The organism is Ihubacter massiliensis, from assembly GCF_024125305.1.
Classification (GTDB): Bacteria; Bacillota; Clostridia; order Peptostreptococcales; family Anaerovoracaceae; genus Hominibacterium; species Hominibacterium faecale.
Map to the genome: position 1 here is coordinate 1,001,320 of NZ_JAMXVH010000001.1, position 20,375 is coordinate 1,021,694.

The 20,375-nt window shown below is 48.1% G+C and carries 13 protein-coding genes; 2 read left to right on the forward strand and 11 right to left on the reverse strand.

Annotation, left to right across the window (positions count from 1 at the left end):
* Window positions 1–9 precede the first annotated feature (9 nt).
* The 6 genes from NIA71_RS04570 to NIA71_RS04595 all read right to left on the reverse strand — a co-directional run bounded on the left by NIA71_RS04570 (window position 10) and on the right by NIA71_RS04595 (window position 4,267).
* Window positions 10–480, reverse strand: a complete 471-nt coding sequence (locus NIA71_RS04570) for a DUF523 domain-containing protein (protein ID WP_148395805.1) — start codon at window positions 478–480, stop codon at window positions 10–12.
* A 120-nt stretch (window positions 481–600) separates the two neighbouring features.
* On the reverse strand, window positions 601–1,122 hold the full coding sequence (locus tag NIA71_RS04575) for a nitroreductase family protein (protein WP_253019789.1): 522 nt from the start codon (window positions 1,120–1,122) through the stop codon (window positions 601–603).
* Between the two features lie 3 nt (window positions 1,123–1,125).
* Window positions 1,126–2,007, reverse strand: a complete 882-nt coding sequence (locus NIA71_RS04580) for a 4Fe-4S double cluster binding domain-containing protein (protein WP_253019790.1) — start codon at window positions 2,005–2,007, stop codon at window positions 1,126–1,128.
* A 591-nt stretch (window positions 2,008–2,598) separates the two neighbouring features.
* Entirely contained in the window at window positions 2,599–3,246 is a 648-nt protein-coding gene (locus tag NIA71_RS04585) for an NAD(P)H-dependent oxidoreductase (RefSeq protein WP_253019791.1), read from the reverse strand.
* Entirely contained in the window at window positions 3,243–3,737 is a 495-nt protein-coding gene (locus NIA71_RS04590) for a flavodoxin family protein (protein WP_253019792.1), read from the reverse strand. The genes NIA71_RS04585 and NIA71_RS04590 overlap by 4 nt, the downstream gene beginning before the upstream one ends.
* Complete coding sequence (locus NIA71_RS04595; RefSeq protein WP_253019793.1) at window positions 3,734–4,267, reverse strand: TetR/AcrR family transcriptional regulator; 534 nt, start codon at window positions 4,265–4,267, stop codon at window positions 3,734–3,736. The genes NIA71_RS04590 and NIA71_RS04595 overlap by 4 nt, the downstream gene beginning before the upstream one ends.
* A 312-nt stretch (window positions 4,268–4,579) precedes the next feature.
* On the opposite strand from NIA71_RS04595, the gene NIA71_RS04600 reads away from it, so the two are divergent.
* Both NIA71_RS04600 and NIA71_RS04605 read left to right on the forward strand, forming a co-directional pair.
* Window positions 4,580–4,918, forward strand: coding sequence for a PD-(D/E)XK nuclease family transposase (locus NIA71_RS04600; protein WP_253019794.1), 339 nt, complete (start codon window positions 4,580–4,582; stop codon window positions 4,916–4,918).
* A 17-nt stretch (window positions 4,919–4,935) separates the two neighbouring features.
* Window positions 4,936–5,373 carry an Rpn family recombination-promoting nuclease/putative transposase gene (locus tag NIA71_RS04605; RefSeq protein ID WP_253019795.1) on the forward strand — a complete coding sequence of 146 codons (438 nt, stop codon included), beginning with the start codon at window positions 4,936–4,938 and terminating at the stop codon, window positions 5,371–5,373.
* A gap of 205 nt (window positions 5,374–5,578) precedes the next feature.
* On the opposite strand, the gene NIA71_RS04610 is transcribed toward NIA71_RS04605, so the two are convergent.
* From NIA71_RS04610 to NIA71_RS04630, 5 genes are all read right to left on the reverse strand, one after another.
* Complete coding sequence (locus NIA71_RS04610; protein WP_253019796.1) at window positions 5,579–8,599, reverse strand: DEAD/DEAH box helicase; 3,021 nt, start codon at window positions 8,597–8,599, stop codon at window positions 5,579–5,581.
* The gene (locus NIA71_RS04615; RefSeq protein ID WP_253019797.1) at window positions 8,577–10,007 is read right to left on the reverse strand and encodes a hypothetical protein; all 1,431 of its coding nucleotides are present in this window, start codon (window positions 10,005–10,007) and stop codon (window positions 8,577–8,579) included. Before NIA71_RS04615 ends, NIA71_RS04610 begins: the two co-directional genes overlap by 23 nt.
* 280 nt (window positions 10,008–10,287) lie before the next feature.
* Complete coding sequence (locus NIA71_RS04620; RefSeq protein WP_148395840.1) at window positions 10,288–10,644, reverse strand: DUF6508 domain-containing protein; 357 nt, start codon at window positions 10,642–10,644, stop codon at window positions 10,288–10,290.
* A gap of 4 nt (window positions 10,645–10,648) precedes the next feature.
* Window positions 10,649–11,800, reverse strand: a complete 1,152-nt coding sequence (locus tag NIA71_RS04625) for an ADP-ribosyltransferase domain-containing protein (protein ID WP_253019798.1) — start codon at window positions 11,798–11,800, stop codon at window positions 10,649–10,651.
* 346 nt (window positions 11,801–12,146) lie between these two features.
* Window positions 12,147–20,351, reverse strand: coding sequence for a hypothetical protein (locus NIA71_RS04630; RefSeq protein WP_253019799.1), 8,205 nt, complete (start codon window positions 20,349–20,351; stop codon window positions 12,147–12,149).
* Window positions 20,352–20,375 lie beyond the last annotated feature (24 nt).

A 20,375-nucleotide genomic window follows, 5' to 3' on the forward strand; every position in this document is an offset into this window, starting at 1 on the left:
AAATCCTCCTTATGCTTCTGCCTCCAATTTCAACAGCAGTTTCTCCGCCTCATCAAGATCTTCTTCTGCGAAAACTGTGAAGCCTGCATTTCTCAGATATTCAACCGCTAGTCCCTGTCCTTCCTTCTTCGTATCCGTGAAGGTTCCGTCATAAACAAATTTGCTCCCGCAAGAAGGGCTATCCTGTTTCATGATCGCGAAAACGACTTGGTGTTCCTTAGCCAATCGCAGCGCTTCCTCAGCCCCCAGCGTATACTCTTTTGTCACATCTTCCCCGGTCTGAGCCATTACTTTATCTCCCACTCTCTGTGAATCGGGCCTTGGCGTTGGCAAACCGCCAAAGACTTCAGGGCAGACCGGAATCAGCCGTCCTTCTTCTTTCCATTTCAAAAATCGAGGATCCGTTTCTGTCGTGTCTCCGCCATCGTATCTTACGATTTTTCCTCCGTAAAGACATTCACTTACTAAAATTTTCTTCATTTCAACTACCTCCCTGATACTTCCTATATTCAAAGGCGGCTTTTAACATTTCCACCTTTTTAGCTATATCCAGCCCTTTCACAGCAGCCTCCCGATCTATTTCCGTTTTTCTGCACATCGCTAAAACTTCTCGTAATGAACCTTATCCCATAGCTTTTCATCCAGAGTCATCGGTCTGCGCTCCTTTTCCGGCATACCTAAAGAAAGCATCGCTTCTACCGCATATTTTTCTTCGATTCCAAAGAGCTCTTTGATGAATTTGTCCGTGGTCACGCCTGGGGTTCTGCTCTGCCGACAGCGGACCTGGATCCAGCAGCTGCCCACGCCCTGGTCGGCTGCGGTCAGATGCATATTGCTCATAGCGATGGAGCAGTCCTCCACCCAAACGTCATTGACTGTGGTGTCAGCCATGACGATGATCGCCGCCGCAGCCCCTTTGAGCATATCGGCGCCCATCTGGCGGCTGTCGGCCAGCTTGTTCAGCGCTTCCTTATCCTGGACCACCAAGAATTCCCAAGGGTGGAGATTCTTTGAGGTCGGGGAAAGCAGTCCGGCTTTGAGAATGGTGTTCAGCTTTTCATCAGCAATTGGCTCGTCCGTATATTTGCGGATGCTGCGCCGCTTTGTAAGTTTTTCAATCATGGTTCATTCCTCCTGTTCTTTGGTTGGCGCCGTTTCGGCATCATCCGGGACCGGACGCCGGTTTTGGCACGGTACGCTGCTCTGACAGAGCCCGCAGCCAAAGATATAGGTTCCGCGCTCAATATGCGCTGGCCAGTAGGCATCACAAGCCTCATCTTCGTAGGCAGAGCAGGCTGCTTTATCATGCCCCTTTTCATCAATGGCATGAACCGGACACCGCTTGATGCATGCGCCGCAGCTGCCGTTGAAGGCATAGAGGCACCAATCGTAAGGGCCCCTGCCCTTCCGGTCCGTAGGCTCCAGATCTGCTTCAATGACCATGGACGTAATTCGGATGGCCTTTCCTTTTTCCGAAATAAAACCATCGGATAACCCAAAGGTTCCCAGTCCCGCGGCGAAGGCCGCATGGCGGTGGGACCATTTGGACGCGATCCCCAAATCGGGCGATGTTTCACGGCTGAACTCCGGCTGCAGGTCGACGGACACACATCGGTAACTCTGCGCTTCCAATTCTGCCACCAGTTTTCCGGAAAACTCCTCCATCAGGGGTTCCCATTCTCCTCTGCTGACCAGCCAGCGGTCGCAGGGGAAAACCTTGGCTTTTTGCTGCATGGCCCTGGTCTTTTCCGTTTGGGGAAAGATCATGGACACCACTCGCAGGCGGTCTGCGGCGGGAACGTCCTCATATTTCAGAGCAAAAACCTCCGACGGGCTCCAGTGAAACGGACCGATATGTTCCTTTATAAAGTCGTAATAGCTGTCATTTCCGGCGGAAACACCCACAATGGGCGCTTCCCACATGGGTTCGTCCGCAAAGCCTAAAACGGCAAAATTGTTTTTCTCCAGGCTTTGAAATACGTTTTGAATGGTGGTTCTTATATCCATCTTTCCAGCCCCCTGTCCAGGATTTCCTTTTGCAACGATAGCGCCACTCTTTCTGGCCTCATTCTACCATAACGTCCGGCCGATTGCCAGAAGGTTGTTATTTGAAGAGATACGTTTATAATATGGTATAGTATTTTTACTATTGAATCCGGCGTTGCCGCAGGGTAAAAATACTGAATCTTGCTGCGACGTGGATTGCAAGGTATACAATGAAAACCTTGTGCTAGCATAAATACTGTCAGGCAGCGAGCAGTGACAGTGTTTTGAAACTGGCCTCCGGGGCCGGAAGTCGGAAAATTTTTATAAGAACTTTCATTTTTTTCGCAAATCTGTGGGTTTGCGGAGACTGATCTTGTCAAAAAGCGGGAATCCCTGCTTTATGGCCAATTTGAGATGGCTCAATCGTTGAAAACAGGGTAAATTTCGTCTATCTTTTTTCTTTTTTACGCAAAGAGCCCCAAATCTCCCAAACTGGCCTCTTTGCTCTCACTGGCTTGCTGGTGGGTATACGGCGGGGGGGGGATAGTGATGCGTACATCCACGCCGCTCTTAGCCGCTTTTCCAGCGCTGTCATAAACTCGCTATCGAGAATCAAGTAAGGCGTATACAGCCTTCTTTTCTTCCCAAATCTTTGGCTTTCAGACCGTTCTTTTTAATCTGCCGCCGCCATCCCATCTGTGCGGCCAGCATATATAATCTTCTAGGAAAATTTGGTGAAACCAAAAGATCGGCTGCGGACTCTTGCCCATGGGTGTTTTCTCTGATGCTGTGAACCAGCTGGTCGATCCCTCTGCTGATGGTTTTTTTCGGGCCTTTATCCGGCGGAGCATCTTTCAGCATGGAAAGCATCCCGCCGCCGCCGATGCCAAGGCCGCGGCCCCAGCTCAAGCCCGCTTTTACGCACCAGTTATGCATGATTTCCAGCGCCCATCGGTTTTGTTCACCCTCAAAAAAACCGCAGTTTACTACTGCATATACAGAAATGCTTTTTCCGTGCAAAGTGGTTTCCAACCTTTCCAGCAAACGCACCAGATGAGAAGGCACCCCATCGACATACAGCGGGAATACGAAAACCAGGGCATCTTGTTCCTTCAGCGCCTCCGGGATTGCAAATGCACCGTTATACGCATGGTACTGTACTGTTTCCATATCCTCAAGGCATGCGGTCATTTCCTCAATAAGCATAGCAGAAGCGCTTCCTGTTTTCTTTGGACTGCCGTTTATAAACGCAATTTTCATTGGATCCCCACTCCTTCCATAGACGAAAAAAACTCCACCTTTTCCAGCTCAGCTCCCAGGTTAAGGCTGTTGGCCAGCAGCAGCCCATGGGCTGTTTTCTTCTCTTGCTTTGTTATTGCATCTCCATAAAAACAAACCTGTATTTTAATCGAATTCTTGTATCGCATCTTATGGTGCATCTCCCCTTCTTTGATTCGAAAATCAGGGTGAAGATACGGTATGGATCGGTCCAGGATTGCTTTTATAGAGGGGCTGAATCCGCCGTAACTGCACCGGCTGATAATGAGTAACTGGCTGCACGCTGCCAGCTTGGCGCCCATGTCTCCATAGCTGTCTCGAATCACACAGCGTCCCGGCGTTAAAAGCCAGCAGCCAAAACATCCGATGCAGGTCCCGGCGTGTTCATCACAAGTAATCAGTTCTATGTCTTTTTTTCCTTCCAGCAATTTTTTTGCCTGCTCCTGGGGCAGGTCGCAAATGACAAGCCTCATCTCTCATTCTCCTTTGCCTGAGTCAAAAACGCATTGTACGCACGATCGACATTCTCATGGATATTCTCAAACGATAAGCACATCCCTCCTGCGGCCACTATTGCCGCTATACCATGGGTGTAGATCATCATATCCAGGTAAAGTCGTTTTGCCTTATCCTTACTGAGGCCCAGCGTAGCTTCAATACTATCTGTTACCTCTTGCAGACCGTATTGCGCGTAAATATCTTCCACTGCAGTTCCCTTCACATATTTGGATAAAAAAATGAATTTAAATAATTCCCGTTCCTCCTGTGCAAAGGAAATATGCGCCCTTCCTGATGAGCCGAAATAATTTGCCGCATCCAAATGGCTGCGAACATAATCCAGCTGATAGCTGCGGCAATGGTCAAACAGCTCTTCCATCAGCTGTTCCATGTTGGCATAGCAGCTATAGATTGGCTGAACAGAACAGCCCGCCGCATTGGCGACGCTCCGGGCATTTACCGCCTCATAGCCTTTCTTCCTGACCAGCGAAAATCCAGCTTTCATAATAAGTTCCTTAGTTATTTTCTGTTTTGGCATTTCCTTATCCTTTCAAAATTACAGTCGTTATATAACTTATGTTATATTTCATTGTTCGAATTGTCAAGGGCGATTTTTTTGGTTAAAGGCTGTTTATGAACACTCTCTGGCAATTCTAATTATTTTATGGAAAACATTGACATATTTTAATGTATGTAATAAAATGGAAACCAATCCAACCACTGAACATATACAAGATGCCATGCAGAATTTATGCCAGAAATCCCAGAGAACTTACAAGCACGAGGCTTTCATCGTATACTAAAAGGAGGAAACACATTGAAGAAAAAAGAATTAAAAGATTTGAACTTACTGGATCGTTTTTTATTCGCAGAAGCAGTCGAAGACCCGGAGACCTTGCAGGATATGCTGGAAATCATCCTCGGTAAAGACGTGGTTCTCAAGCATTTGCCCCAAACCGAAAAGGAAGAGCGTAAAAGCCTCTGGACGAAACAGATTCGCATGGACGTCTGGGCTATGGACGAAGAGAATGTCATCTATGATACGGAGGTGCAGCAGCGTAATACCTATAACCTTCCCAAGCGCAGCCGGCTCTACCACGGGCTGATCGACAGCAAGCTGCTCAAGCCGGGCGAAATCGACTATATGGGAAGCTGAACGATGTTTTTGTCATCATGGCCATGCCCTTCGACCTCTTCGGACGCGGTCTGTACCGATACACGTTCCGGATGGGCTGCGAGGAGGTGCCGGGGCTGGAGCTGAACGACGGCGCCACAAGGATCTTTCTCAATACCCATGGAGCCGACAAAACCGGTGTCAGCGACGAGCTGATCGCGCTGCTGAACTATTTAGAGCGCACGTCACAGCAGGCAGCAGAAGCTTCGGGCAATGAAAAAATCCGCAGGATGCACAGAAAAATCGAAGCGATCCGATCCAGTGAAGAGATTGGAGTGAAGTATATGAACGAATATGAAGAAAAAATGCTGGAGAGACAGGAAGGCAAAAAAGAAGCACAAAAGGAGATGGCACTTAAGATGAAGAAGAAGAACAAACCTCTGGAAGAAATTGCAGAATTCACTGGTTTGAGTGTTGAGGAAATAGAAGCGCTGTGATTTGCCAGCCTTTATTGAGTGAGAGCATGCGCCTGGTTAGCTGCGCTGCTCTCACTATGATTCTCTCCCCTGCTCGGATTTTTAACAAGGCATGCCAACAGCGTACCCGATCATCCTGCCGAAACAAAAATACTGAAATTTTCTCAGTTTGTGGCAAAAAGAATTTCTCCGGCTGGTACATTTCCTTTCTGATATTGGTATTCCACTATAAAACTTTTCCTACCAGAGTTTTCAAAAACTCCCGGCGTTTAAAAAGTACCTCTATCAACTCTTCCTCTTTTTTCCAATTCAAAGGCTGTGAATGACAGCAAATATTTCGCAGTTTACGAAAAGCCTCTAAATCATCAGCATAAATTTTCCACCACCTGGCATCACAAACCTGGTTATGCAACTGCACATGGCGAGAAGCCAATTGGAGTCGGCAGGGCTCCTTGTTCAGGATATATGTAAAAGTTCCTGTAGTTGCCTTCTCTTCCTTTATATCTCCAAGTTTTTTCTTGAATATTCCTTCATTCGGGAACATAGCCTTTAGTTTACCTAACAACACCTCTTTAAGTAATGATTCCATAGTTTTACAGAATAAAATACCTGCACAAGAGGCATCCAATTCCTCTATTTGATATTGTTTTCTCAACGCAGCAAACATTTCATGTAATAAAATACTACTGTTAAGTCGTTTTTTCATTATTGGAGAGAGTTGATCCAGGTCTGCCCAAGTTAGGCCAAATTTCTTCAATTGCGCTGATGTAAGGACTTGGTCTTTCCATATACTTTCCAGTTTCTTATAAAACGGAGCTGCCAAGCTGTCCTCCAGTTCTCCGTCTATTGTTAAAGAATCAGGGCCCGGCATTTGCTTGAATAGCCGCTCTATCTGCTTCTCATCCTGGCAAAGCTCAGTATTATCGGCTATTTTATGTAAAGAACGCAGGGCAAAGCTATCTAAAATTCCTTTCACCTTTTGGAAAAGAGGGGATTGCCTCCAAACTGTATAATCTCCAATAACATACAGACGATATTTCGCCCTAGTAACCGCCACATTGACAATATTAGCATTCACCCATCGAACCGCCGGTAAAGCATTCTTATCGCATCCAAGCAGAAAAATAACTTCATCTGCCTCTTTGCCCTGAAAGGTATGAACCGTACCAATACATTGATCCGCCCATTCCTGAAAGCGTTTATCTTTTTGATATTCCGGTTGAGAGCAAATCATCTTTCTTAGGCCCTCCCGTACTGTAGTAAAGGGTGTAATGACAAAAAGATTTGGAATACCTTTGCTTTTTTGAAAAGCATTACGAATAAATTCCCATGCTTTTCTCCCCTGCGTGTCCACATAATGGTCTTTACCTGCTGAGTTATTTTCACTCCCACTAACATTAATCCAGCCTGAACTCTCTCGGCAGAATCCAGCTTCTTTTTCCAGGTTCGGCAAAGTAGTCTGCTGTCTCATCATATTATTATAGGACAGGGCATTGGATATCTCGAACATAGGGCTGATACATCGCCGATGCACGACCAAGGGACAACCTACCCAAGTTTCATATCCGTCATCTGCATATATGGTCCCAATCGTGTTGAGTCGATCTGCAAACTCTTGAACTGAATGAGTTTTTGACTGATAATACACCGTATAACGATTCTGAATAATCTGTTTGATTAAATCAAGTTCATCAGTCACCACTGGTTCCACCTGTTTGGGATCACCCACTACAATCGCACGGCGACAACGGTACAGAGAGCCCAATGCCATCTGCGGAGAAGCCTGTCCTGCTTCGTCAATAATCAGGCAACCGATTTCTCCCGGTTCTCGAATAGAGGCCAGCATATTTCCCGCAGACGCAAAAGTAGTGGAAAGTACCGGGGTCAATAAAAACACCGTATTCAGCAGAGAACTGAACGCCGCTTCCCGCTCCCGATGTGAAAAGGTCACGGTCTTTTTGTCATCATCTCTTTGTTCGTTCCATAGCAACAGCAAATTTTTAAAATTCCACAGACAAGCTTTTGATCCTAGTAGAAATGCCTTATGAAGTTGCAGGGCTTCATAAAACAGCTTTTCCCGTTCACGGTTGTAAGCTGGAGTATGCCATGGATTCGCTACTTGTACAATAGTAGACTCTTCCTCTTTTTTACTGTCATACAGATGGAAAAAATCTTCGTTTAAAACGATCATACCTTGCTCAGTCTGACATTCAGAAGCCTTCCGTATCACCTCCTGATAGTTATTATCAGCTTCTTCGATCTGCTTCTGACACGCCCCTGTCTGTAGCTCTACCTGCTTTACTCTTCTGAGACAAGTTTGCCTCTTTTTTGAGAGTTTATTTTTTCTGTCATCCATCTTGGAGATCGAGAGTTCCTGTGCTTTGCACATGTTCCTTTGATTCTTCAATTCCTGCCGCAGTTGATTTTCCTTGATTTCCTCCATCTGTAATTCCTGCTCTGCCAGCTCCAATGCTTGATACTGTTCTTGAATAATACGGGACAGCATAGTAGGCCGGTGAATCAACTCCAAGAGGATATCCCAAATCCTGCGACGTCCCTCTGCCTCCAAAATTTGCTGACGGATATTTTCAATCCGCTTTTCAAGTTCCACCTTGTATTCATCCTGTCGGGACTTCTGAGTCTGTAAATCAGTATATTTTGTTCGGTAGTTCTTCAGGAGTTCTTTTGCCTCTTTTGACTGCTTGGCAAACTCTTGTATTTCCTTTAATAACCGCTCTGCTGATTGCTCTTGCTGCTCCTGCAGCACTCTTAATTTTTCTTTCCGATTTTGCAAGAATTCCTTCTTCTGCATAAAAATTTTTCTGGCACTACTAATTCGCTGGAGCGCTTGTTTCATGAGCTCTACTTTTTTATATTGTTTTTTAAATCGATGCACAGCATCAGAATAATCAAGCTTTCCCTGCTGAATACAATCATTTGAGCCAAAGCTTTTGATATAGGGCTTCAAAACAGCACGCATGTACTCTCCTAAATTGCTGGACTTTCCAAATGGTGCGGAAATCAGCCCCCAACGATCCCATTCTCCATCTTTTCTTTTTGCCAGATCATTAGCCAGTTTCGTAAAATAGAGATCCGGATACTCTCTGGGCTCATACCGATCCTGACTTTCGTTCCAAATTGTATAGGTAACAGGTGTCGATTCATCGGTCCGGAATAAATTCTGCACCTCTAAAAGACCCCCACGAATCGAACCTTCCTCTTTCTCAGGCTGTATCCCTTTTAGCAACGCAGTTCCTATCAGGTAACTCTTTTGTGATATTCTCCACAGCCGCATTGTTGCTGGATGCGACTAACATTCCGTAATCTTTTAGCTGTTCATCATTAAAATCATAATATCCCCAGTAAAATTTTGAATAACCACAATGTGGTTTGTCACCATCCTGAAAACATTTTTGAACAAATGCTTCGTCCGGGTCTTCATACTTTGCAAGCATGCAAGCCCGTTCTACCACATTACCGGCTATGATCTCTTTAAGCAGGGTGGTTTTTCCTGTTCCGGGAGGTCCATTAACTGAAAAAATCGGCAGATTTTCTGAAGAAGGCTTCCAACTTAAATTAATTGCTAATTGCTGCATCAGGCATGGCATAAATCTTGAAGGCCATTTTCCCAGGGGCGCTTTATCTATATCTAAGTGATGATGGAAGAAGTCGGCTTGCTCTTGTTTCTTCCCTTTCTCCCAAGTTCTCTGTACATCAATACGCTCCTGCAGGTTCATCCAGTGCAAATTCGGATTTTCTTCCGCATAAACTCCTGTTATGTAATCAAATATCGCATTACCAAGTGGATTTTGGTCCATCTTTCCATAACTGATTGCCTGTTCAACCATGTTTAAGTCATTTGCAAAAAAGCTGTTGTACAGATCACTGTAGTGGAATACATCTGCATCCTGTGCCTTAATTTCTTCTGTACGATAGCGGCGATAAATCAATACGCCTTCCCAGTTCATCTCCTGTCCCGGTTGAATAACATAAGACAAATATTTTCTTTCTATTGATTTCGTAATGGATGTAAGTAGTGATGAGGTAAGGATTTTTCCGACTTTCGCTTCATCCTCCAGTTCCACCAGTTGATTATCCCACTGGTTCATATTGAGTTGGTACATATCAATAGATAGAAAATCCGCAATATTCTCTTCTGTCAATTCATCAGCATGAGCAAGTAACTGATTAACTCCCCAAGCCAAAGGGGATATATTGATGCTTCCGGGAATATAGCGGCCCTGTTTATCACACTTCATACCAATTAAACATACTGGACTATGATTTTTCTCTGGCAGCTCTAAATCTGGTCGAAAAGCTTGCTTAAGTCGTTCAGCCAATACATATCGTTCCATTTTTCCCAAGCAAAGATTTATTTCATCCGAAATGACTCCATAAGAATAATAGGTTCTCATATCCTGTTTGAGTGCCGCACCCGGATCAGAAGGCAAGTTCTCTGTTCTTTTTTGGAGACGCAATACCTTGCCTGGAAGTGTATGATACACCGTAAGCTGTTTATAACTAATATTACCATCAGCCGCTTCTTGGCATAATTTCCTGCCTTTTTTGCTCTGTGCCGGGAAATTGGGCTGTCCCAGGAATTCCACCAAGTACCAGTATTTTACGATCATCGAAGCAAACATCTGCTTGTCCATTTTTATCACCAACATATGACCGGGGTATTTCCCCATTCTAGTTACACCTTTTAACAGCTCCGTCCTATTTTTATAAATAATAACATAACTTCCTATTTTTGTTAAGATATCGTTGCAAGTTGATTCATTTTTTAACCATTTTAGCTAAAAACTTTATATTCCGCTATTAGGGAATCTCTTCTCCGTCAGCCATATACAGCACACACCACAATACAAAAAGAAATTTACCCCGCCGGCCCTATCGAGAACCGGCGGCAATCATCCATCAATCTAGCCAGCTTTACAGCACTTCCAGCCTCTCCAAAACCCGCACAAAATATCCGCTGGCAAACAATTCTTCCAAATGCCCGCCCAAGAACCGATCAAAGCGAACATGAGCAGTCACGATCTTGCGCAGAAACTCCAAGTCGGCCTGATCCAAAAGGGCCGGATCGGTGATGTCCTTTAAATCCGCTATCCAGCTCCCATAATCGAACTCAGCCACAAAGCCGGTTACATCCAGCGCCGTCAAAAAGCTGCGGTAAATCGTATTTTCATATATGTCCTGCATGTCTTCTGTATGCAGATTCATTTGCAGCGGAGCCAGATAAGCCAGCAGCTCCTCTTTCCTCGTTCTATCAAATTCAAGAATATCCATATTGTTACCTCCTTAACGCCTGCTCAACTTCATCCGCAGTGTATAAACGATAATTGCTCTCTTTTGTCACATCCTTCACAAGATACTGCATACGATCCGCAAAGAGCACCTCCTGCTCATTGGGGTAAATGGACAGCTTCTCAATGACAACACCAAAGAGCGATTGGAATTGAAAACGGTAGGGCGCGCCATAGTAAAACCCGCCGGGCGAATAGCTGGTGCTGGTGTATGCTGCGTTTACTACCTTATTACCCTTTTCGTTCTCTTTCTCCCGTTCCGGCGTCATGGTCTTTTCACCTCGGTAGACTTTCCCCGCAAAGACGGCCATATTCATAAGGCCGGTATCGATCGCTTCAATAAGCGGCAGCATTTTCTTATAGACGTCATGGTACTTCTCCTTTTCCCTGAGAGTTCCATTGATGGTCCTGAAATAATTGCTCGAATACACACAGATGGCAAAAGCCTCTCGATACGTCAGTCCTGGCGGAAGTTCTTTTTTACCGATGGTGCTGGCCGCCTGGGCGGCATAATAACTGTAGCTGTCCGGTAAATCCAGATGTTCCAAGTCACCGTAGGCAGCGCTCAATTGGTCGAAGCGAGCCTTCAGGCTGTCTACAGATGCCTTATTGTGATACAACGTGATCTTAATCTCGGAAAACGGAAAAGCCACGCCGCACCAGTGGTAAGCTGCGTAAAACAGCATATCCATAACCTCCATTTCATCTGCACCGGCGCAGCCTGTGCAAACCAGCGGCAGTGCAACGCATATGGGCGTTTTATCGCTGCCCTGTGCCTTTTGAACAGCGGAAAACAACGTGCTTACCATGTCATAGGCGCTGGCCACACCAGCAGGTTCGTACACAGCAATCCGCCGAAAAGCCGCTCCGGAAACATCTTTGCTCACCCAGCAGGGAAAGTCCGTGCGATAATCCGCCAGCTTGTCCTTCGCCAGATCAGCAACGGAAATCCCCTTTTTAAAAAGCGCCTGAATCAGCGATCCTCCTGTAGGCGAATAATCATTGGGAAAGGCCGACACGCCCAAATAATCCACCTGATCTTCCGCCGTCAGCGCAGACAGATCACCGCTGACCAAGCTGACCTTTCGTTTTTCAGTCCCATAAAAGACCTCTGTCTGTTTTAATAGTGTTAATGTCATAAGCTCATACTCTCCTTTCATAAAAGTACACATTATTGATACAACATCCGGCTATATTCAGCAGCGGGCAAGTCTCAAAAAAGAAGAATTGGGAGAATGGATACAAAAAAATCAAAAGTAACTTTTTTTGTATCTTTTTATCAGGATTGGCGGCCTTAATCCAGCGCTTTTCCATTCCTTTCCCCAATATCCACTTACAACTGCAAAACGTTGCCTGCAACCCTTGAAATTTGATACAAAAACTTAATTATCAAAATTTTTATAATAAAAATGCCCATTCGACTAATTTCAACCCGCCACAGCCAATACTACACAGTTGCTGCCTCTCACCTCCTGCCTCATAAAACTACAAATCAAATACAATATCGTCGATTTCCATCAGCACTGCGCCGGCAGCTTTCTCTTCTTCGACCGCCGGGTATTGGCGCAGCGTCAGCTTTACATGGCAAAGGCCCTTTCCTGCGATCCCTTTATCCTGCCAGCTTTTCTCCCCATGGCGGAAAAAGGCTTCGGCCGTATCCGGCGTCAGTACATGGGGAATCCGTCTGGCTAACGGACGGAAAAGAAGAGGACCATCCGCTCCGCCTGCCCTCTGTCCCAAGCTCAAGAGCAGTTCCGTGCGGAGCCCGTCTGCATATCCAACCGTTTCGCCCACAAAGGCCAGCGCCCGCTCCACCGACCAGCTTCCTACCGCAATCCGTTCCGAAAAGCGCAAAGCCGGATGCAGCAGCTCGGAAAAGCCCATAGGCGCAGTCTCATAAATAAAGTCCGGCCGCACCGCAAGCGGTTCCGTTTCCCCAGCCATGGCGGAAAACACCTCATTTCGCTTCAAATAAAGACCGCAGCTTATCGCCTGCCACATTCTCAAAGGAATCTGCCGGAACTGAACCTGAAGCCGGAATACATCTGCAGGCCCGATCCGCACGCTATCTTTCTTGATGGAATACGTCATGGTGTCCGGATCCACCTCACAGACGCAGCTTTGCTGTTCACGGTCCGTTATTACCAGCGTGGGAAGCGGGATCCCCTGCGGGATATGGTGCTCCGTGATCCGGATCCGGCGCAAAAGCCCTTCCTCATACTCAGCGGCCAGCACCATCCCAGACTCAATACTTTTCCCCATGAACGTCTTTCCCCAGCAGCTGCAAATAACGAGCGACTGCTTTCGAAAATCCTCCAGTACATCTGTCAGCGGATATTCCCGGGCTTCTCCAAAAAGCAGCTCCTCGTACTCATCTTCATTGAAGATAAACTGCGCCAAAGCGGAGTAAAGGTCAGAGCCGGAATTCCCAGCTTTCATCTCTTCTGCCTCTGTATGAGTCAAGACATGGAGACGGTCCTGGGATGATAAGGCGCATTCCGTTGCCAGCTCATATTGCCAAGCCGGATTTTTATAATCGCATCCCGAGGCGGCCGCCTGCTGACCGAGAAGGCGCGGCGCGCTGGGATAACGCCTTAAAGGCACAGGCAGCACGACCGGCCTTGCATCCTCATAGCGGCTCAGGTCCACCTGCACGTATTCCCCAAATTGTTCAAAGGGCTGGAGAAAACGATACCAGGTCTGCTCCTCCCGGTCCTCCAGATGAGTGAAAACATAGGCGGCCTGTTCCATGGAAATGGAGTCCGCAGCAGCGGGATCCGCAGGATCCGCTACAAAAGTCCCATAGCTGCAATCCGTAAATTTACAGCCCAAAACGCCATGGGCGTTTTTAAGGCTTCCGTCCAGAGCATAGCGCTGCCCCAAAGACTGGGAAACCGGATAGGCCGCACAGCCCGACGCCCCATAGCCACGCCCCAAATCCTTTTCCAGATAATCTCTTAAAGCCTCAGAAGCAGCCTGGTTTGCCTCGGAATCCCCGCCTGCAAACAGGCTTTCCGTACGGCGTGCGATGGTCTGCGCCAGCTGCCGTTTCACTTCCAACAGCTCGTCAACCTGCTCGGTCACATCTTCGGCAAACAAACAGCTCAGCGCCTGGGGAGCCAGCAGCCGCTCAAAGAATCCCAGAAAACGAGCCGCCCACAGATCCAAATCAATCTGGTAATAGCTGACCGTTTCCCCGCTTTCCAATCCTGACAACCGCTGGGCTACCGTCGTAAGCTCCATGTCGCTTCTGCTCATCAAATGCACACTGAGAGGCGGAATACTGTAAAACAAACTTCGCAGATTCCCCGGTGCAGCACAGAGGGTATGCTTGGGGAAGAACGCCCCATAAAGCCCCTCGCCCAGCATCAGCTTTCCCCCGGGAACGCTGGCCTCAAAGGCAGCGCAGGAAGCTTCCAGGTTTTTATCCGGCTGGATTTTACAAGGTATTTCCCATGCCTCCGCAAGTCCTGCCGCTGCGTAACGTTGATCCCGCTTCACCGAAGCCGTGACCGCCACAGGCAGACAAAGCAGCGATTGCGGCGATTCCGGCACCGGGCATACAAAGGAAAAGGCCAGCTTCACGTCCATGGGGCGCAGTTCTTTTTGCCCTTCCTTCAAATATTGGTATAGCTGCAGCAAATAACCGGTCACCGCCTCCTTCTGCGCTTTGGTAAAGGTCTGGGATGCCGCCTCATATTCTCCAAAAGAAAGCCGCAAAGAAAAGGCCGTGTCCGCGCAGCTGTATTGATAATAGGCCCGGGCCGTCTGCTCTAAGATTCCCTGCACGGTTTGCGGCTCCGGCTCTGCGGCGCAGCGCAGACAGAGTTCTACCTGCAAAGCACGATGCTCCGCCGCGTCTTTAAAACAATAGGAAGCCTGAGTCGACGGCAACTCAGTCAGAGCAAATAGCCGGTCATGATAGAGAATGGCAAAAGGCTCTTTCATGCGGTAATCGTCCCCGGCCGCCGTCCGGTTCCCGGCAATATCCCGAAAACCGAAGCTCAGCTCCGCTTTTTGGATCGAAGCCGGAGCGTCCGGTTCGTAATCCGTGGGGAGCACCCTGGTATAAGGGTTCGACTCTGCCAAAGGTAAAGCTTGCGGCTCCCCATTTGGCTTAAGGCTGAAAACATGCGTATAATAGCTTTCTCCCTCTGCAAGCCCTTCTGTTTCCTGCGGCGTAATGGGCGGAGAATCCTCTCCGTCCAGCCGGTAAACAAACTGTCCATAGACCGTGTCCATCTGCTTTAAGGTAAAGGAGAAACCGTACTCATCGGGTTTTACTCGCTGAAGAGACTTCATTGGCAGCTCTTGGTTATCAATGATGGGAACTTCATCCGATCCCACTGTACCGGCCCCGAGGCATATGACAGGGGCGTCCGGCGCATCTTCCGTTTCAATCAAGAGGTTGATGACCGCATGGCCGTTATCCTCAAATAACTCCGTAGGCAGCGGCTTTTTTCCGATTCCAATATAGTGCCCCTCTCCTCCGATGAGCGCCATGTGGTTTAAAAGCTTCAAGGCCTCCTGCAAGTTATCAAAGGAAACGCAGTTATGATCCTCTGTCCCGTTACGATCTAGCGCCACCGGTGCAGTGGTAATTTCCGACAAATTCCGGCGGATCAGAACCAGATCCGACTGATCGTCCTCGTCCATAGAGTAAGCCCCGGCCGGCCTTGTTTCTGAGGTATTTTTCAGTTCCCGGGAAAACAGCAGACGAGTCTTTTGCAGCGCGGCGGTTCCCTTTGCCAAAGCTTGCAGCTGCGCCCTGGACTCTTCATCCACCGATACAATGGAATAAACCATATCCGTATCCCTGGCCTTGCGAATCTCCAGGCGAAGTAAAAAACAGCGGCAGTAGGACAGGGAATCCTCCTTCTTGAAATCGCAGGATTCAGCCTCGCCGCCCACACGGATATCCAGATGGGCCAGCCGGCTGAGATCGACGGGTGCTCTCCACAGGGAGAAAACCGGCTTATCCTCCTGATAAACATCCTGCCGGTCGTGGAGCAGGATGGGGCAATGCTCCTTAGAATAAAACGGCAGCAGCGACGGCTCCTTCTGAAATTGGATGTTCAGCGGGTTTTGCGGATACTTCAAATCCGCCTCCGCGATCTCAATGGTCAAATCTTCACTGTAAGCCGCATTGAGAAGCGGCCCGCCCACAGACTGCTGCACATGGAGCCTGTGAACAATACATTCCGCCGCCCTGCCCGCAGGAACAAGGCCGGTGAATTGCTGAAAGGCTGCTTCATAAAGGGGCATCCCCTCCGGCCTTGGGCCGCTCAAAAGAAAGCGGGAAACCATGCCGGATACAGCATCTGCCTGTCCCCGTATCCCATCTGTCAGTTCACTGCAAAGCACTTCCTCCCTGCCCTGCTCCTGCATCCAGGATAAGCCCCTCTGCAGTCCGGTTTTGGTGATCAGCAGAAAGTATTCACAAAACAGCCCTGCCGCGTATTCCTGCCGGCTCAAATCAAAGGAAAGGCTGCTGTAGCTTTGGTCCTCCTCAAGGGTTTCCCAGATCAGTGTCAGGATCGGCGGCAGCGGCATCGGAACATGATCGGCCTCCCCGCCGCAAGCCTCCTCCATTGCGGCTTTACGGCTGTCGGTCACAGAAAATGCCGCTTTTTCAAACAAAAAGCGGAGATTGAGCCGCAAAAGCTCACACAGATTTTCCGCTGCAAAACCAGAGCACCCAGCCTCAAGGACGGAGAGCAGCTCCTTTAACTGTCCCTGGCTGATGGAGTCCATCTGCGGCCGCTTCTGTGCTCCCAGCGCAAAACCGCAGAGAAGGTCCAAAAGATCGGTGATGGAGCCGCGCTCATAGGATGCCAGTATGGCAATCCGATGTTTTTCCCCATTGCTTCCCGCTCCTTGAAGGAGCATCGCCTCCTCCTGCGACGCCATGCGGCTCCAGACAGCCCGCCGCTCGTCCTTTGTAAAATAGGGGAGCAGCCACACTTCCAGGTCGCAGATCTCCGGCAGTATCTGCCCCGGTGTCCAGTCGTAGGAAAGCGCCTCTTCATCCAATAGCAGAAATTCTTCCTGCCAGGGAACCGGCGAAGGGCTTCCCAGCACAAAGGTATCCCGGTATGTATAAGAAAACTCGAAGGAGATTTTAAAAATCCAGATTTTGATATAAGCGCTCACCTCAAAGGATGCCTCCAGCGCCACCTCGGTCGCCTTCCCCGACTCCAAAAGCGCCGTGACCGCAACCCTGGCGTAGAGCCTGAATCCGGCTTTGATGATGAAAAAATCGATTTCACCGGCAATTTCTCCGGCAATAATCACGGTACCCCGGCACCGATAATAAGTGGCCGTCACCTTTCCGTCCGCCGACACAAAGCGGGCAAAGACGCCTTCAAAGATCCCGGAGAGCTCCAGAGAGGCGGAAAGCTTTAGAATCCCAAGGGACAGCCGCTTTCCCACACCGACGGTGATGCCAATGCCCAGTTCAATGACCGGATCAAAATAGCCTTTTTTAGTATCCGGCGCGTTGGCGGACGTATCCCCGTTCAAATAACCAAAGTAGAAGCCTCCCCTGCCATAAAAAATCCCGTAGGACAGGGCAAAAGAAAGGGAAAAATCGTCGTTTTCCGGGAAACCGAAATTGATCTTGAAATTTCCGTTGGTGTAAACCCAGACCTCGATGCTGGGGAGGGTAACCGATAAGGCTCCAAAATCCATGTTGCGAATGCAGTCGGGAAGGGTAACATTGGCATAAAACACACCGATGTCCTCAGTCACCTTGCGGTAATAAATGGTCAGATCCAGCCCTTTAAGCGGTACCAGATCGTTATTCAGCACCTTTGCCTGGATTCCGTACAGCACCGGATCATAAAACAGAATTCCTGCTTCCAAAAACTCCAGCACCGTAAACCTGGCTCCCACAAACCAGCCGTAGGAGTCGTCGTAAATCTTAGTCGGCAGCTCAGCCGTTTCCTTCACATGCTCCCGGCATATATCCAGAAGGGCAAAGAGGCTCTGATCCGCCGCGCCCTGCAGCCCCAGATCGATGTGCCTGCCAAGGCCAAAATATTTCAGCTCAAACTTCTTTTTCTCCTGAGCCGATACCGGGCCGGGAGCGGAATCGTGAAAAGCATCCCAAAGATAATAAGCCCCGCCGCTATCCAGCATTCGGCCGCCGCTGGCCTCAATGGGAAGAATCGAATCATATTTAACAAGAATATGGAATTTGGCTTCCTTGTCGCCCTCCCGCTTAACGTAGGTAAATCCCACCTCCTGAATCTGCAGAATCAACAGATCGATATCCATCGGCAGGGTCACGGAAATATCTCTGGTCGCCGTATCGAAAAGAATGTGGATTTCCGGAAAGCCGATGCGGTTTAAAAGATCCCACGGCTTTTGCAGCTTAAAATTCACATTGGGCCGCAAAACCCGCATCAAGGCCCGCAGGATTCCTCCGATGGTGAAATTTTTTAACAGAATTGTCAGAACGCCGCCTTCCTCTTCCGCAGAAAGCCTGGCCCTCTCGTAGGCGTGGTTCGTCTCATAGAAGGCCTCCAGTTCCAGGCTGTCAAAGAGCACGGAAAAGAAATACTTTTTTGACCCGTCTTCCAGCAGATGGATTTTTGCCTGGAAGCGGAAATACTGGATCAAAAGCTGGCCCTCAAGGAGAATATCGGGATTTTCCGCCTGGGCGGCTTTCGCAATTCGTCCCCGCACGGAAATAGTCAGCTTGGAACCAAAGATGGGAAAGCCCGCTGTAATGCTGCAGTCAAAGAGGTAGCTCCCGTCGGTGCAGCAGCGAATATCCAGCCGGTCTACATCCAGTTCCAGAGAAAGGCTCCATCCGGTGATACTGTTGATGATTTCAGCAAGAGGAATGTTTCCTTCCCGCAAAGCCGCCTCAAAGGTCCAAATGCCTTTTTCTGTATCTTCCGTTTTCTCATAAGAAGCCATAAGGGCCAGGTCAAAGCTGGAATCCAGAGTAAATCGCAGGACTCCATGCAGGCCGATTCCCGTATTCTGGGGAGAGTAATTGAGATAGCCGCCGATTTCCTCTACGGTGAAGGTCAGTTTTCCCGCATTGAATTTCAGCGCCGCCGAAGTGTCCAGGTTCAAAATGATTTGCATCTCCTGATCTTGAAGGCTTCCTTCCCCTAAGAAATATATGACCTTGATGTCCCCGCTCCCAGGCAGCATGGCAAAACCGGGATTCCAGTCGGCCGCGTCGCTGTCCGGCGCAGTAATGGAGGTCCCGATGGGAGGCGCCACTTCCATACGGAAGAATTGGCTTTCCAGGTCGATTTGCAGGATAAGCCCGGGTAGGGAAAGCTTAGGCGGGCTTGCTACTACATGGGAAAACAGAACCATTCCCTCTGTTCCTTCTTTTAGATCTGTTTCATCCTCGGGTTCTTCCGGGTCTTTCAGATCCTGATAAATTCCAAGATCGAAATTGATGTTTTGCGGATGAAATACCTGAAGATCCGCCTCCGTCAAACAGCCTTCTATCTCTGTCTCATATTCTGACAGTTCAAATGGCATGGTTTTTTTGAATCTTGGCTTTACCACATAATTGATCCTGAAATAAATCATTTCCAGCTCATAGCACCCAGTATCTTCATTCAATAAACAGTAAAGGGACATGGCCATGTCTTTGATTTCATCAATACGATTACCAAAACTCAGGTACCAATACTCAACCCATTCTTCTACATCCTTGATAAACCTGCCCGGCATAAGACCGAGAATATGGCACAAAAATGCATCATCCGCACGGTAGAGCATACGGTATGGCACATGTTCGCAGCACATACTCAGAAGGCAAAGCTCCTTCGGGCTTTCCCGCATAAAAGAGCACTCCGCCCCATAAGGCACTTCCTCTGATGATTTTCCATTGGGGAGCAGAAAAACAAATCCAAAACAGACTTCTGTGACATAAGCTGTTTTTTGAATTTTCTCAGCATAATTATCGAAATTACTATCATCAACGATATGGGTATTGATCCGCAGATAATACCGATCCGGGACAAATACCCCGTTTTCCGTAGCCATGACAAAACACTCCCCGGGGAAAGGAACGCTTTTTGCAGTCACATCCAACCGACACAGTGGATCATCTTTGCTGGAATAATAAAACGCGCCCTCCATAAGCCACTCGGCGGGAGGCTCTATCTTGGACATAAATTTTTTTACTTCAGACCACAGTTCTTCGCAAGCGCTGAGATCAAAAATAGCATTCCAGATATAGGTGCTGCCATGGACATTCAAGTTGTGTTCATCCACCTGCAAATCCATTTTTTTGATGGCTGCATCCTTCAGCATGGAGTCTTCCGTGTATTCCAAGTACCCCTCGTCTGCAATCCGCAAGCTTACAAAACTTTCGGCAAAGGCAGGAAACGGGATCGGCTCTCCTTCATAGGACAAATAAAAGGCCAAACTCCCTTTCTCTATATCTTCTATTTTGATCTTCAGCTTGAAAGGAATATCGTGAATCTCAGCAGTACCCAAAACAGCCATTTCCGGTTCAAAATCACCCTCTATATATTCCAGAGCATCCAGAAAGCCTTCCCCGTTTTTCTCAGGGTAAAAGAGTATCTCCCCCACACCAAGCCTGTTGAGCATCCTGTACAACGTCCAATGTGTGTCAAATGTCAGTCTCACAAAATGTTCCTGGGAATTGTAGTTTTTTCTCAAGAGCTTGATCAATTCATACTTGTTCACTTGGTCACCTCATTTCGACCATCC